The following is a 13,771-nucleotide window of genomic DNA, read 5'->3' on the forward strand; positions in this document are numbered from 1 at the left end:
TGTAGATTAGAATTACAAACTCATTGTTATGCCATTCTCCACCGTCCTCCTTGAATTTTTAAAGCATGAACAGGAAAGACCTGATGCAGTTTTTCTCCGTCAACCTTTTAAGGGCCAGTGGAAAGAATGGACATGGAAAGAAGCCGGAACCGAGTGCAGAAAAATGGCTGCTGCATTACATGCCTTGAACTTAACTGCAGGCTCGCATGTAGCCATCCTTTCAAAGAACTGTGCACATTGGTTCATGGCCGATCTTGCAATCATGATGGCGGGATGTGTATCCATTCCTATCTATCCAACATTAACTGCACATTCAATACAACCTATTCTTGAACACAGCCATGCCAAAGCCATCTTCATTGGCAAACTCGATGATTTTTCTTCGCAGGAAAGCGGCATTCCATCAAATCTTATTCGCATCGGGTTTGATAGTTATAATCGCAACGAGCAATACAACTGGAATCAATTAATTTCTTCAACCGCTCCGCTTATCCAACTCCATCAATGGCAACCGGATGATGTGTTCACCATTATTTATACATCAGGTACAACGGGTAAAGCAAAAGGTGTGATGCACACATTTAATCATGTGCATGTTACTGCATCAACTGCAATTGCTGAGTTAGGATTGCCACAATATCCGGCTATGCTGTCTTATCTTCCTTTAAGTCATATTGCTGAACGGATAGGTATTGAATGCATTGGTATTTATTTAGGTGCCACTTACTCTTTTGCTGAAACCATTGAAAGCTTTGCAAAAAATATTGGTGAAGTGCAGCCACATATATTCTTTGCCGTGCCTCGCTTGTGGGGCAAATTCAGGGAAGGTATTCTCAATAAAATTCCGCAAAAGAAACTCGATCTGTTGTTATCAATTCCCATCATCAACAACGTGATCAAAAAAAGTATCAAAAAGAAACTGGGGCTTTCAAGAGCATCTTTTATTTTCAGTGGCTCGGCCCCACTTTCAAAAGAAACACAAAACTGGTTTAACTTGCTCGATGTAAAAATATTGCAGGCATTGGGTATGACAGAAGATTGCCTGCTGGCACATTTTGAGCGACCAGATGCAAGACGTTTTGGTTCTGTTGGAAAACCATTTAAAGGATTGCAGGTGAAAATTGCTGAAGCTGGTGAACTACGTTTGAAAAGTGCAGCCATAATGAAAGGTTATTACAATGAACCCGAACTCACTGCTGAAGTATTTGATGAAGATGGTTATTTACGTACGGGTGATATTTGTGAGTATGATCATGATGGTTTCTTATTTGTAACAGGTCGATTGAAAGACCAGTTTAAAACAGATAAGGGCAAATTTATTTCGCCCACGCCCATTGAATTAGAGCTTAGCCACAACACCGATATTGAAATGGTGTGTGTAGTAGGCATGGGTATACCACAGCCAATTGCATTGGTGACCGTTTCTGAATTGGGAAAGAAAAAAACCAAAGAAGAATTGATTGAAAGTTTAGCTGCAACACTTGAAACGCTGAATCCAACACTCGAACATCATGAGCATATCGACAAGATTGTGCTAATGAAAGAAAACTGGAGTATGGAAAACGGTTTACTAACGCCAACATTAAAAGTAAAACGAAACCAGGTAGAAAAAATTCACCAGCAGTTTTACCCAAAATGGTTTGCGGAAAAAGGAAAAGTAATTTGGGAATAAATGTTGCCGTTATTTTGCTGTAATGGAATTGAAGACAACTCTGCAAACATTTCATTTTGGCGATTACCAATTCAATGCGTTTATTCCTGAGCCATTGGCGCTACAACAATCATTTGCTGATCAACTGCAGAAAGATCCATCAACGCCTGCACCCTATTGGGCACAGGTATGGGCCGCAGCTTATGCTCTTTGCCATTTTCTTGCAGCGGAGCCTGGATATATTCAAAACAAAAAAGTAATCGAGCTGGCTGCCGGGCTTGGCCTGCCCTCCTTTCTTGCAGCGCAAATTTCAACTTCGGTTATCTGCAGTGATGTTTCGGCTGACGCAGTTGAATTAATGCAACAATCAATCATTCAAAATCAATTCAGCAACTGCAAGGCAACGGTACTCGATTGGAATGCTCTCCCAGCTAATCTTTCAGCTGATGTGATTCTATTAAGTGATATCAATTACGAACCGCAGCAATTTGAGACGCTGTATAATGTTATTCAACAGTTCATTCAGCAAGGCTGCAGTATTGTTCTGTCCACACCACAACGCTTAATGGCCAAACCCTTTATTGAGCGATTGCAATCATTCGTTGTACATCGTTCCGTATTAACCATTACAGAACTTGAACATTCCGTCGATTGTTCAGTATTTGTTTTGAAGAACAATAGCTGAATTATTTCTTCAACACTTTTTCCAAACGTTTGAGATCAGTTAGTTCAGCCGGCGAAAGAATTTCATTGTTTTCATATTTCGCTTGCAGGAATAACACTTGTTTGTGCCGGGGATATTTTTCAAGTATCGCATTTATAATTAATCCTACAGTTTCATCTTTTGTAAAAAACGCCGTTGGTGCCGATGCTGCAGCTCTTTCTCTTGTAGGCTTCTTTAGAATAATGGCTTCAAGTGTGGCAAGCTTATGTTCCGGTATATCAGCAACCTTCGTTGCTTTTTGTAGCAACCCTTCCAGTTGCTTTTTACTTAAACTTCCACGTTCTTCATACTGAAAGGCGAGACTTCTAATAAATGTAGAATCAGGTCGTGCCGCTAACATTTGTTGCAGCACATCTCTTACCACATCTACATCTGCTTTTTTTCGTTGCATGTTGTGAAAATAAGAAAACACAATCTAACGAAGGGCAATCAGTGCCAAAGTGCATCCGTAATTTTACTGCCAGTTGTTTCAATCGTAAAATGACGGTGTAAAACTTGCGTGAATAAACCCTTTCATTTTTCATGAAAATGTTTTTTCTTGTGTGTATTAACCACTGCAACCTGCACCTCATGCGCTTTAATACCAACAGGATCTACCTCCTTCTGTGTCTACTTGTTCTTATCGTAACAAGTAACGTCATCGGTCAATCAAAATGGGTAACAGATGTATATGGAAATGTTGGTTGTAATATCTGGTTGTACCGCAGCAAGCAACAAAAATTTCCGGGCTTACGTATCTATGGCTCCATGAGTATCATGGGCACTTATGATAAACATTACATGATCCACTATGGTCCGTCACTAAGCATTTACACAAAAACAATTGCAGCAAGTCTTAATCCATTAGTGGGCGATTACCAGGTCGATTTCACGAATACATTTTCTATTGGCTACGGTTTCGACAGGCCGATGCAATATGTAAAACAATTGCGCACTTTGCACAATGGTGATTTTTATAACCTAATTACTAACCAGCGATATGCGCTTTTCTTAAGTACAAATTCCCTGTTAAACAATCATAAACGTCACCAGGTATTTGGTGCAGCCACCGCTACCGTTGGCGATGTAAGTGTGACTTATAACAACGATGCTGTTCCGTTTAATTTATTAGGGTTATCTGATGGGTTTGATCGTTACTGGACAGGTGGCGGCACCATGTTCGTACATCATCCTTTACAATTCAACAGGGTGGAATTTGGTTACGATCAATACACCGGCTATAAACCATTGTTATATGAGTTGGCAAATATCATCGGCATCAGCGTTCCACTTTATGGCGATTCTGTTCAGAAGAAAAAAGAAACACCCAATAATTTCAATACATCGGTTTACCAGTTGAAGATCGGCACAGGACCCTACACAAGTTTTGACGTAGGCTTTGCCGGTTCAATGATCGATCGCCAGGGACGTTTCTGGGGTGTACAGGATTGGATCCATTTGAAAGGCAATTATCCTTTTCATCCTAACAAAGATTATACACGCTTCTTTATTGGTGGCTCATACAATAACCTGCAAAATATTAAATGGTGAGAAAGATATTAATCGCAATAGCAGTCTTATTTATTTTGGTTGGATGTAAACCAACACAGGTGAGTTTTTCGGCTGATGATATTAACGTGGATTATGTAAAAAAGCTGCTGCGTACAGCTAAAGAAAAAGACACTTCGTTTACCAGCGGAACCATTTTTGTTGCTGAACTGGAAGAAGACATGATCAACAGGGATGGAATAGCGGAGCAGACGATCATAAATAAAAAAAGTAACAAACCCCGATCAGGTGTTGCAATGATTGGGAATTCTTACAAGCTTTTTATTATTACTGCCAACAGTCCGAATAGCAGGAGCATTTTCTTACCTGCTATTTTTACAGCAGATGATGAATGTATTGGTCTGGGTCCTGCGCTGGTGGGTAGTTTTGGCGCTGGTCAGTTAAAATATGTTAAACGTCTGCATTGCAAACCTAATAGAAAAACCCATGAAGCCAGGTGGGAATATTCGCCTAAGGAAAACGAGTTTGGCAGAACTGGAAATATTGCTGACCCAAAGGATGGAAGCATCACTAAAGTGGAGATCAAATTCGAAACAGATTCGAAAAAGAATATATCTACCCTTGCCGATTTCAAAATCATTAACGTGTACAACATCGCCCCCAACCGGTTTGGCGGCAATAAGCCGCTTGTTTTTAATATCGCATCAATTTTTGAAGACGACCGGGCGTTGCACTTTGAACATTTAAAAACATTTTAATTACTGAACCATGGCCAAGGCATCAAAACCATCAAAGAAGAAAAAAGCAGCATCCAAGTCGACTAAGAAAAAGAAACCGGCACCCAAAAAAGCAGTAAAAAAAGCTGCAACAAAAAAGAAAGGAGCGAAGAAGAAAGCAGTGAAAAAGAAACCGGTTAAGAAAGCAGTTAAAAAAGCCGGATCTAAAAAAGCGGCACGAAGAACTGCTTCCAGACGATCAGCGACTTCCGGAGCAGAACCGGAGTCAACAGAAGCTGTTTTGACAGAACCACAATGTAGATGCAAGGAAAAAAACGGCGTCTTCTTTTTAATGCTGAGACAAAAAAATGGCAAATACAAAGAATCCCCTTTTCATTCGCCATTTGAAACACTGGCCGAATGTGAAACTCATTGTATTCCTCAATCGCCGGATGATGTTTAGCTTTTTATATCCTTAATCAAATCTCTTATCGCCACCGAAGCAGTTACGGCACCAAACACAGCAGGTAAATAAGAAATTGTTCCGTAAGCAGATTTTTTATAATTCTTTCCATCGGTCAGCATCAAACTTTCTTTGATGGGTTGTTCAGGTGAGAATACAACTTTCACTCCTTTGCGTATACCATAGCCTTTCAATGTTTTTCGTACCTGTTGTGCAAAAGGACAATTATATGTTTTAGAAATATCAACCACTTTTAATTGCGTTGGATCAAGTTTCGCACCGGCACCCATGCTGCTCACTAGTGGCAAACCACTTTCATAAGCAAGGCGGATAAATGTAAGCTTTGGTGTAACACTATCAATGGCATCAATGATATAATCAGGTTTTGCGGCCAGTAATTGCTTTACCATTTCAGGATTAATAAACTCCTTCACTACATTCAACTCCAGTTCGGGATTAATGGCTTTTAAACGCTCGGCCATGATCTTAGCTTTCGATACGCCATGATTGGTGGCCAGTGCAGGCAGTTGCCTGTTTCGATTGCTGGGGTCAACCACATCACCATCAATAATTGTCATTGTACCAATACCGCTGCGTGCAATAAACTCCGCAGCGAACGAACCGACGCCACCAAGGCCAACAATCATTACATGTTTTGTGGTAAGTGCACGCAATGTATCTGCGCCTATCAGTAAGCTGGTGCGTGAAAGCCAGGAAAGATCAGTCATCATACTTTTGTAAGAGCAGCACCAAATACTGTAGCTGCATTTTTTTGGAGCTGCAAACTAAGCGAATCTTCATCAATTTGAAAAGCGCTTGCAGCATAAGTATAAATTTCAGCAATGGAAGCAGTGCTGTTATCTGTCTCAAGAAAGATTCTACCTGCTGGTAAAGTACTCAACACTTCCTGTACTGCTTTTTTTTCCAGTCCCTTTCCAAAAGAAAGATAATAACCCAATGCAATCAGTTGTTGAGCCAGCTCTTTGCTTTTATTAAATCCATGAAAAATCACCGGCACTTTTACCTGCGCTTCTTTTAATAATGCAATCACTTCGGCATGTGCACGCACACAATGAATGATCAACGGTTTTTGCATTTCATTGGCCAGTTGAATATGTGCAGCAAAAACTGTTTGCTGCAATGCGAAATCTGTTGTGCATACTTTATCTAAACCAGCTTCACCAACAGCAACCACATTTTTCAAATTGCTCTTTTCTTTTACAATGGCAAATTGATCTTGCCATGTTTCCTGCGTAATATACCAGGGATGTAAACCAACAGAATAAAAACTGTTGAGTTCAATTTCATCGAAGTCTTTGTATAGGTTTCCAATGCTGATGATTTCTTCAACAGTTTTTGTATGATGTGTATGTATGTTGATGTACAAATTGAACTTGTTTACCTGTTATATTCGCTTAACCAATGAAATTGTTTTTCTGTCAACTGGAAATGCCGCTTGCTACGTTGCAAAACGGTATAAACAGAATCGTTCCTGATCTTGCCTTTTAAAATAATGCTGTTACTGTCCGGCATTTCATACTGCAAAGTAAACAGGTTAAAGCTTTCAAATGCGGGGTTAAATTTGCTGAACGCAATTTCCTTTTTCATCGTATCAACCTTGCTGCTGAAATACCCACGCCTGTAGCGTTGCCAGAACATGGTGTCAGTGGTACCCACACTACCTCCCCCGTTTTTCTCAAATACAATATCTCTCCAGCGAATACTATCATACAAGAGCGGTGGAATGGTGTCGCCGTTTTTTACAAATACAGTTACATCATACAAACCTGAACGAATAGGTTTGGATTCAGGCGTACTATTTCTTTTTACAAATGATTTATATGATTCTACTCCGGCTATGATGATGAAAAATACCAGGAACAAAAGTTTGAATGTTACAGCAGCAATGCGCATCCATTTTTTTGAATAACGGATATAATAAAGATTCCCTTGCTCTGCATACCGGTTAGAAATAAGAAAGTTGAGAATACGCCTGTATTCAAACGACAACAACACAATACATGCAATGAACAAATGCGTTGAAAAAAGTTTTACCGGTATATCATAGCCAAGGTTCATCACCATCACATTGGCAAAAACACCTGCAGCGAGTAATGTACCAAAGGTTGCTGTGCGTCTGAATAGTAACAGTATACCTGCAATTACTTCCATTAAACCGGAAAAGAATTCATAAGCCGGTGAAGCGCCCATAAAAACCCAGGATAAACGCATGGGCAATAAATCCCCAAGTGAAGTAGCTAATAAACTATTATTCGGAAAAGGCATTTGCGATAAAAACAGTTTCGCAAAACCGTAACCAAAACAATTGATGATGATGAAATACCGCAGCATGATCCTGAACCAGTAAGCGAGCCGGTTGTATTGTTTCCGTTTGCTATCAAGCAGCGACCAGATGATCATTACAACAACTGCAATTAACAGGAACAAGCGAAGCTGAATAAAAGCCCATGAAGTATCGCCACTTCCGTTTAGAGGAATCAGGTTTTTGTAAACATGAAAAAGGCTCTTATTGGCCGCATTCACCAACCAATCAATAAACTGATCGTACCAGCCGGTTAAATAGCTGATGCCGGGAATAATTCCAAGCCATTGCCACGGACTTACGTACAAAACAAAATACACGAAGAAAAAACGAAACAGTAGTTTTTGCCAAAACGGCCAGTCGGGTTTTCCCGGCCACATGATCTGGTACATACATATCAATTTGGTAAGGGAAGATATTATTTTCCCAGGCCAATAAAAACAAATGCACTGGAAAAATAAAAACAGTTATCAGAACAACGACAATTGAGATTCGTTGTTGGGCTTCTTTTTGATTGACATAAGAGAACGTCTTATTGACACAGGAACGGAATCAATGGAAAACAACGCCGACTCTTCGTATCGGGAGGCAACAATCACTTTTGTTGTACCTGCATGCTGTTGAAACAAATCATCAACTGTTTGAGCTGTATTATTATTTTTCGACAGATGCGATAAAATGAGATAACTCAATTGGGGCGTTCTGTAGTTGAGAAATAAATCCAGCGCCTGTGTATTTGAAAGATGACCATGATCGCTGCTGATGCGGCGTTTGAGGTGATAGGGATAATCGCCGTTTGCCAACATCGTTTCACAATAATTACTCTCAAGAAACACGGCGTGGCTTTTTTGAAAATAATGCAGCACTTGTTTGCATGCATAACCAATATCTGTGATCACTGATACATTGATATTTTGCGAACTGATCATGAAACTGTAAGGATCGGCTGCATCATGTGATTTGCTGAAACATTTTACCTGCAGCTCATCAATAGAAACAGTATCTTCTTTTACAAAATAACGTACCAGAGATGGATCAATGGAAAGATTGCTATTGGCTAATGTCTTTTGCGAAATGTAAACGGGAAGTTTGTGTTTGCGACTCAGGAGTTCCAGTCCTGTTATATGATCGCTGTGTTCATGCGAAATAAAAATGGCTTTTACTTTGTTCATCTCCAGCCCGAGCCGGTTCATGCGTTTTTCTGTTTCCCTGCACGAAAGACCGGCATCAATCAACACGGCTTCATTGCCATTACTTACATAATAACAATTAGCGTTGCTGCCGGAATTTAAAGAAGTAAAATACATCCCCATCGGGGGCAAAAATAAGAAATCGGGCACTGCTCTGTTAAGAAATAATTCAGACCGATCAGGAGGTTTTGCGGATATGTAATTTCTTTCCGGGTTTTAATTTTTTCAGTCTTACATCAGCTTTTGCTTCGGCATGCAGAATGATATGAATACCTTCTGCACCTATTGAAATTTCACAGTCATGCACAGCAAGCTCATCAAAATTCAATTCCAGTTTATCTCCTTTTTTGCCTTTTGCAATGGCATTTTCTACCAGCTTAGGCACCGTGTCGATTAGCGAACCAAGCCCCACAATAAGTTGCGATGCAATTGTATCTTTTAATTGGTTATGCAATATCATATCGCCTGCAGTAACAAGCGCATTGTTTGAGTTTACAGTAAAATCAAAATCCCGTACCACGAGCTCCATTTTTTCCGGATCAAATTCCAGTTTACCACTTGCAACTAGTTTTGCATCGATATCGTTCCCGGTTTTTACTTCAACCGATACGCCTGCTTCTGAAGCATAAGCACGCACCGATTTTATATCAAGCGTGTAACCTTCTGCTTTAAATGACCTTCCTTTCAGATGATGATTCAACTGCTCATTGATATCATCAAATGATGTAAATGCATACAAATGAATATCGGAATGAGGCAAAGCATCTTTTAAATGTTTAAAGGCCGGCAAAGGAAGTACCGGTGGCAAATTCACTGTGTCTGTTATCATTGTTGTGGTTGCAGAAACTTTTGCCTGGCAAAGAATGGCCGACTCATCGAGTGATATGTTTCCTTCAATGGAAGTACAATAGAAACGCAACCAGAGCAATTGCTTTTTACGGTTGATCAACATGGGCTTTTGCAAATCGTTCCACACTTTTTCAATAGGCTTGCGCATCGATACCGTATTGTTGATCTCTTTATTAAGAATTGTAGTGAGAGTTGTTTCATTTTCTTCGAGCCACTTGTTTATCTTTTTCGTCAGGTTTTTCTTGAATGGCCCAATTCTGAACACCGGCTCTTTAATCCATTCCAGTTTTCTAATGCGGAAGTCTGTTATGAGGTTCCAATCATTGTCGAGTTTTACCGGCGTTGATAACTGCACATTTACCAATGTAATTACCGGCTCGGCCGATTGTGTAAGACCTTTTCCCATCCTGCTCTTTGTCAAAGTAATTTCAGCTTGCATAGGAACGGTGCAGATCAATTCTTTTCCATTTGATCTTATGCTGATGTTACCTGCTTTTGTAAGTGTAAGTTTTGCTTCATCACGTTCATCGTTCAAAGGATTGATCACTGTTTCAAGAAATTTTCCTTTGATTACATTGTTGATCCATTGTTCAAAATTGGCAACCTCATACCGCACGGGTAAATTAAAGACCGACAAAGGCAATTCAACCGACACACTGTCTGACAGAGGTAATGGTGCAGGCGTAGCAATTTTGTTATTGCATCCACGACAACCTGCTATCATAAAAACAATGATGCCGCTGATAAGTATTGTAACTATTAATTTCATTTGGAGTTGGCTATGAATGTAATCAATACCTCTTGTTGTTTTCATTAACCATGCATCATAAGGCATAAACAATACCGAAAAATGAAAACTCTGGTACAAGCTTTGATTTAGTTACGTAAACCTGCTTCCGGCAGTTGCAACCTGTGTTACTTATTTATCGAAAAATACATTTCGTTATACGTTAACGTTTCCACAGGTTGTTAATAAGTACCTTTATGAAATTCTGTTTTCAATCATTAATATTGGTAACAGATGGAAGGGTTAGAAGTATCATTCCCAAATGATACTTATTGTGAACATGGTTTGGTTCTGAAGATCTTACTACGCCGGCGCAACGTAGTACACTAATTCCGGTCCCAACCGCTAAACTGAAAAAACTTTGACTGAAACGATCATCAATCTCGAAACCGTTAACCCGATTGAATTTTTTGGCGTTAACAATGGTAAATTAGACATCCTCAAGAAAAAGTTTCCACTCTTAAAAATTTTATCAAGGGGCACACAAATTAAACTTAGTGGCAGTCCCGAACAGGTAGATCAGGCAAAAGAAAAAATTGATCTGCTGATAGCTTATTTAGAACGTAACGGACAACTCAGCGAAAATTATCTTGAACAGATCCTGGGCGGCGACGATCAGGAAACAGTTGATGCATTTGTTGAAAGGAACCCGAGCGAAGTGCTTGTGTTTGGTCCAAATGGTAAAACTGTTCGTGCACGCACTCAAAACCAGAAACGGATGGTGGGTGCAATTGATAAAAATGATATCGTATTTGCCATTGGCCCTGCCGGTACAGGTAAAACCTATACGGCTGTTGCCCTTGCAGTACGGGCATTGAAGAACAAGTTGGTGAAGAAAATCATTCTTACACGTCCTGCTGTTGAAGCGGGCGAAAGTCTTGGTTTTTTACCCGGTGATCTGAAGGAAAAGATCGATCCATACCTGCGCCCGTTATACGATGCGTTGGATGATATGATCCCTGCAGATAAACTGGGTTATTATATGAGCACACGTGTAATTGAAATTGCACCGCTGGCTTACATGCGTGGCCGTACTTTGGATAATGCCTTCATTATTTTGGATGAGGCGCAAAACACAACCGATCTGCAGTTGAAAATGTTCCTTACACGTATTGGTGCCAATGCAAAAGCCATCATTACAGGTGATCTCACACAGGTGGATTTGCCGAAGAACCAACGCAGTGGTTTGGAAAAAGGTATCCGCATTTTAAAGAACATCGACGGTATCAGTCATATTGAGCTGGATGAAGAAGATGTTGTACGTCACAGGTTAGTGAAAGCCATTATCCGTGCTTACGATAAAGATCATCAAACAGAACCCGAACAGCCTAATAGTTACTATCGACGTTAATAAGGTACTTACACCGCAGCATATACAACCGCATCCCGTTTCAGCAATGAGACGGGATTTTTTTTACCGCTGATTGGGAGATTTGGGTGATGATATTGATGCGGAGGCAACTGAATCATTTTTATCTGTTGCATCTTATCATCAGTGATGGAATCCATTGTTAAAACTGTTCTGCCAATCAATCCCTTTTGTACATTTGGGCATCATGAAGAAACTCATCATCATTTTTGTTGTTGCTTTAGGTTTATTTGCATGTGAAAAAAGACGTGAACGCCCAACCGAAGCATTGGATACAGCACGTGAATTTATCCGCAGTTCACTGGATGGTGATTATGACTGGGCAAGAGAATTAATGATCAAAGACAGCCTCAACCTGTACGAACTTGATGTAATTGAAAAGAAGTACAAAGATGAAATGAGCAAGAAAGACAAAGAAGGTTACAAAGCTTCATCCATTCTTATTCATTCAGTAGATAATGTGAGCGACAGCGTGGTAATTGTCAACTATTCCAACTCATATAAAAAGAAACCGATGCCGGTGAAAGTGATCAAGCGTGACGGTTTGTGGCAGGTTGATTTTAATTATACGTTTACTGGAAACCTTTAGAGAATTTAGAATACAGAAGATAGCAGAGAGAAGGAAAACAAGCCTTGAGTCCGTTTCATTCTGAATTCTATATTCTATCTTCTAACTTCTTGCTTATGCTCAGAAACATTCTCCTCGTTGGTTTTGGTGGTGCCGCAGGCAGTATGATGCGTTATGCATTTGCCGTATGGTTTAAACATGCCAGTTTCCCACTCGCTACTTTTCTTGTAAATATAATCGGCAACTTTATTATAGGGGCGGTGTTTGCCTATGCATTGCGAAGTGAAAGCTTTGCCAGCAATTGGCGTTTATTTTTGGCTGCAGGCATTTGCGGCGGATTCACAACTTTCTCTGCTTTTTCTATGGAAAGCCTGGTGATGCTGCAACAGCAACGGATAGGAATGTTTTTCATGTATGTAATTGGAAGTTTGTTGTTGGGACTCGCAGCTACATGGGCAGGCTACACAGTTATAAAATAATTTTTTTCATTTATTTGTCAGCCCATAGCTTTAGCCGAAATCATTATTAACGGCCATGCCCAAATCCGCTCTATTCCTCTTCATCCTTTTTTTCTTTGCTGTTCTCATTCCAAAAGCACAACTACACGATCAGTACTTAAAAGCAACAATCCTTTTCTCTGACGGTAGAAGTATATCGGCGATGGTGCTAAACCAGGAGACAGAAAAGCTCAACTATTCAGTTTCAATAAAAGATTCTTCTCATAAAAAAAGCAAACAAACTTTTTCCGCATCGGAAATAAAAGAGTTGGAATTTGAAAACGGGAAAAAATTCCGACAGGTTACGTTTACAGCCCATGGCACTACTGACACGATAACCGTGCTGGGAAGATTGCTGGTAACGGGTAAAATCACTCTCTTGCAGGTTTACCAGCGTAACAATCTTTTGCTGGTAGCACTGAAGGCCGATGAAATTTTTCCTATGCAAAAAGACGAGTTTTCTTCACTCGATCCTGAAATAAAAAGACATCATTATAATTCATTCCTCCTAAGTGCATTAAGAGATGCTCCTGATCCCCTTCGTGTAAAAGCTGCAAGGGCAGAGTTCGATGAAAAATATATCAGCCGGTTGATTTTGGAGTATAATAAACTCAATGATACTCCGTCAGAAATAATAAAGAGAAAGGCCGAGAAAAAAAGCTTCTGGATAGCAGGAGTCGAATTTAAAAAATCAAAAGCCTACCCATATGGCGTTTTTGGTTTCGTCAATTACCGGTTATACGTAACAGACCTTAGTCGAAGCACCTCGGTTAACCTTGGTTTGCATTACTATCATTACCAATTTAAAACTACCTACTCCCCTGCTTCGCTTGTTACCAGCACCAGGTCAATTGCCTCAATCCCCGTGTTTGTTCAACAAAATTTACTTAATAAGAAGGTGAGACCTTACTTGTTTGCGGGTTTCAATTTTAGTTATATCAACACCAAAGCAGATCGCCCCGGTTATGAAGACGAAAAAGGTTTCCAGCGCAATTATGGCGGCAATATAATAGGCGGTGCAGGAATTGAAGCGAACGTACTTCCAAACCTGATGATAAAAGCCGACTATCGTTACGAAAATGTATTACACGGATTTATGGGAGGTCTTGCTTTTCTTTTTTAAATCAACATTCCGGAGGAATCCGC

16 protein-coding genes are annotated in these 13,771 nt (G+C 40.0%); 8 read left to right on the forward strand and 8 right to left on the reverse strand.

From position 1 onward, the window contains the following. Positions 1-28: 28 nt before the first annotated feature. Both ACO1QW_RS00575 and ACO1QW_RS00580 read left to right on the forward strand, forming a co-directional pair. Positions 29-1,672 (forward strand): AMP-binding protein, encoded by a 1,644-nt coding sequence (locus tag ACO1QW_RS00575; RefSeq protein ID WP_486254711.1) that lies wholly within the window; start codon positions 29-31, stop codon positions 1,670-1,672. Positions 1,673-1,694: 22 nt separating this feature from the next. After that, on the forward strand, positions 1,695-2,336 hold the full coding sequence (locus ACO1QW_RS00580) for a class I SAM-dependent methyltransferase (RefSeq protein ID WP_486254713.1): 642 nt from the start codon (positions 1,695-1,697) through the stop codon (positions 2,334-2,336). A 1-nt stretch (position 2,337) separates the two neighbouring features. On the opposite strand, the gene ACO1QW_RS00585 is transcribed toward ACO1QW_RS00580, so the two are convergent. After that, positions 2,338-2,766 carry a hypothetical protein gene (locus tag ACO1QW_RS00585; protein WP_486254715.1) on the reverse strand — a complete coding sequence of 143 codons (429 nt, stop codon included), beginning with the start codon at positions 2,764-2,766 and terminating at the stop codon, positions 2,338-2,340. 179 nt (positions 2,767-2,945) lie between these two features. Between ACO1QW_RS00585 and ACO1QW_RS00590 the strand changes: the two genes are divergently transcribed. Together ACO1QW_RS00590 and ACO1QW_RS00595 are read left to right on the forward strand one after the other, a co-directional pair. Beyond that, positions 2,946-3,905, forward strand: coding sequence for a hypothetical protein (locus ACO1QW_RS00590; RefSeq protein ID WP_486254717.1), 960 nt, complete (start codon positions 2,946-2,948; stop codon positions 3,903-3,905). Next, complete coding sequence (locus ACO1QW_RS00595) at positions 3,902-4,621, forward strand: hypothetical protein (protein WP_486254719.1); 720 nt, start codon at positions 3,902-3,904, stop codon at positions 4,619-4,621. Before ACO1QW_RS00590 ends, ACO1QW_RS00595 begins: the two co-directional genes overlap by 4 nt. Here ACO1QW_RS00595 and ACO1QW_RS00600 read toward each other — a convergent pair whose 3' ends face one another. The 6 genes from ACO1QW_RS00600 to ACO1QW_RS00625 all read right to left on the reverse strand — a co-directional run bounded on the left by ACO1QW_RS00600 (position 4,622) and on the right by ACO1QW_RS00625 (position 10,272). Beyond that, positions 4,622-4,960: a hypothetical protein gene (locus ACO1QW_RS00600; RefSeq protein WP_486254721.1), complete on the reverse strand. Its 339-nt coding sequence runs from the start codon at positions 4,958-4,960 to the stop codon at positions 4,622-4,624. It lies immediately after the preceding gene. A 78-nt stretch (positions 4,961-5,038) separates the two neighbouring features. Further along, positions 5,039-5,770, reverse strand: coding sequence for a tRNA threonylcarbamoyladenosine dehydratase (locus ACO1QW_RS00605; protein WP_486254723.1), 732 nt, complete (start codon positions 5,768-5,770; stop codon positions 5,039-5,041). Continuing rightward, positions 5,770-6,429 carry a TatD family hydrolase gene (locus ACO1QW_RS00610; protein WP_486254725.1) on the reverse strand — a complete coding sequence of 220 codons (660 nt, stop codon included), beginning with the start codon at positions 6,427-6,429 and terminating at the stop codon, positions 5,770-5,772. Before ACO1QW_RS00610 ends, ACO1QW_RS00605 begins: the two co-directional genes overlap by 1 nt. Positions 6,430-6,440: 11 nt before the next feature. Continuing rightward, entirely contained in the window at positions 6,441-7,757 is a 1,317-nt protein-coding gene (locus ACO1QW_RS00615; RefSeq protein ID WP_486254727.1) for a hypothetical protein, read from the reverse strand. A gap of 78 nt (positions 7,758-7,835) precedes the next feature. Next, positions 7,836-8,678, reverse strand: coding sequence for an MBL fold metallo-hydrolase (locus tag ACO1QW_RS00620; RefSeq protein ID WP_486254729.1), 843 nt, complete (start codon positions 8,676-8,678; stop codon positions 7,836-7,838). Between the two features lie 55 nt (positions 8,679-8,733). Next, positions 8,734-10,272, reverse strand: a complete 1,539-nt coding sequence (locus ACO1QW_RS00625) for a DUF4403 family protein (RefSeq protein ID WP_486254730.1) — start codon at positions 10,270-10,272, stop codon at positions 8,734-8,736. A gap of 280 nt (positions 10,273-10,552) precedes the next feature. On the opposite strand from ACO1QW_RS00625, the gene ACO1QW_RS00630 reads away from it, so the two are divergent. Beyond that, positions 10,553-11,542, forward strand: coding sequence for a PhoH family protein (locus ACO1QW_RS00630; protein ID WP_486254732.1), 990 nt, complete (start codon positions 10,553-10,555; stop codon positions 11,540-11,542). Positions 11,543-11,550: 8 nt separating this feature from the next. Here the strand turns inward: ACO1QW_RS00630 and ACO1QW_RS00635 are convergent, their stop codons facing one another. Further along, positions 11,551-11,700 (reverse strand): hypothetical protein, encoded by a 150-nt coding sequence (locus tag ACO1QW_RS00635; RefSeq protein WP_486254734.1) that lies wholly within the window; start codon positions 11,698-11,700, stop codon positions 11,551-11,553. A 47-nt stretch (positions 11,701-11,747) separates the two neighbouring features. Between ACO1QW_RS00635 and ACO1QW_RS00640 the strand changes: the two genes are divergently transcribed. From ACO1QW_RS00640 to ACO1QW_RS00650, 3 genes are all read left to right on the forward strand, one after another. Next, entirely contained in the window at positions 11,748-12,149 is a 402-nt protein-coding gene (locus ACO1QW_RS00640; RefSeq protein WP_486254736.1) for a hypothetical protein, read from the forward strand. Between the two features lie 95 nt (positions 12,150-12,244). Continuing rightward, positions 12,245-12,607, forward strand: a complete 363-nt coding sequence (gene crcB / locus ACO1QW_RS00645) for a fluoride efflux transporter CrcB (RefSeq protein WP_486254738.1) — start codon at positions 12,245-12,247, stop codon at positions 12,605-12,607. A 55-nt stretch (positions 12,608-12,662) separates the two neighbouring features. Then, positions 12,663-13,748: a hypothetical protein gene (locus tag ACO1QW_RS00650; protein ID WP_486254740.1), complete on the forward strand. Its 1,086-nt coding sequence runs from the start codon at positions 12,663-12,665 to the stop codon at positions 13,746-13,748. Positions 13,749-13,771 lie beyond the last annotated feature (23 nt).

The sequence above is a fragment of the Lacibacter sp. genome (assembly GCF_057361365.1).

What these genes read in the sequence shown, in the direction of transcription:
- ACO1QW_RS00580 (WP_486254713.1), top strand. Translation starts at nt 1,695, where the DNA reads ATGGAATTGAAGACAACTCTGCAAACATTTCATTTTGGCGATTACCAA.
- ACO1QW_RS00615 (WP_486254727.1), bottom strand. Translation starts at nt 7,757, where the DNA reads ATGTACCAGATCATGTGGCCGGGAAAACCCGACTGGCCGTTTTGGCAA.
- ACO1QW_RS00640 (WP_486254736.1), top strand. Translation starts at nt 11,748, where the DNA reads ATGAAGAAACTCATCATCATTTTTGTTGTTGCTTTAGGTTTATTTGCA.
- ACO1QW_RS00590 (WP_486254717.1), top strand. Translation starts at nt 2,946, where the DNA reads ATGCGCTTTAATACCAACAGGATCTACCTCCTTCTGTGTCTACTTGTT.
- ACO1QW_RS00585 (WP_486254715.1), bottom strand. Translation starts at nt 2,766, where the DNA reads ATGCAACGAAAAAAAGCAGATGTAGATGTGGTAAGAGATGTGCTGCAA.
- ACO1QW_RS00575 (WP_486254711.1), top strand. Translation starts at nt 29, where the DNA reads ATGCCATTCTCCACCGTCCTCCTTGAATTTTTAAAGCATGAACAGGAA.
- ACO1QW_RS00605 (WP_486254723.1), bottom strand. Translation starts at nt 5,770, where the DNA reads ATGACTGATCTTTCCTGGCTTTCACGCACCAGCTTACTGATAGGCGCA.
- ACO1QW_RS00620 (WP_486254729.1), bottom strand. Translation starts at nt 8,678, where the DNA reads ATGGGGATGTATTTTACTTCTTTAAATTCCGGCAGCAACGCTAATTGT.
- ACO1QW_RS00650 (WP_486254740.1), top strand. Translation starts at nt 12,663, where the DNA reads ATGCCCAAATCCGCTCTATTCCTCTTCATCCTTTTTTTCTTTGCTGTT.
- ACO1QW_RS00635 (WP_486254734.1), bottom strand. Translation starts at nt 11,700, where the DNA reads ATGGATTCCATCACTGATGATAAGATGCAACAGATAAAAATGATTCAG.
- crcB (WP_486254738.1), top strand. Translation starts at nt 12,245, where the DNA reads ATGCTCAGAAACATTCTCCTCGTTGGTTTTGGTGGTGCCGCAGGCAGT.